This window comes from Burkholderia sp. SIMBA_051 (assembly GCF_046534915.1).
Lineage (GTDB): Bacteria > Pseudomonadota > Gammaproteobacteria > Burkholderiales > Burkholderiaceae > Burkholderia > Burkholderia ambifaria.
In genome coordinates this window covers 1-254 of record NZ_JAWRXS010000586.1, presented here as the reverse complement: position 1 = coordinate 254, position 254 = coordinate 1, and the positions used below count along the sequence as shown (strand labels likewise).

Sequence of the window (254 nt, the reverse complement as noted above, 5' to 3'; positions counted from 1 at the left end):
CGCGGCCCTGCCGTTGAACGCCCTGGCCCAGGCCAATTATCCGGACCGCCCGTTACGGATCATCGTGCCGTTCACCGCCGGCGGCAGTTCCGACATCCAGGGGCGGCTGCTGGCCAAGTACCTGGGCCAGCTCTACAACCAGCCGGTCGTGGTCGAGAACCGGCCCGGCGCCGGCGGCCACATCGGCGGCAAATTCGTCGCCGAATCCGACCCCGACGGCTACACCCTGCTGCTCGGCTCCATCGGCCTGCACG

1 protein-coding gene is annotated in these 254 nt (G+C 69.7%); it reads left to right on the top strand.

The window, feature by feature from the left end:
- Positions 1–7 precede the first annotated feature (7 nt).
- Positions 8–254: Bug family tripartite tricarboxylate transporter substrate binding protein (locus SB771_RS35830; protein ID WP_410722146.1), on the top strand; the 247-nt coding region annotated here is incomplete at its 3' end.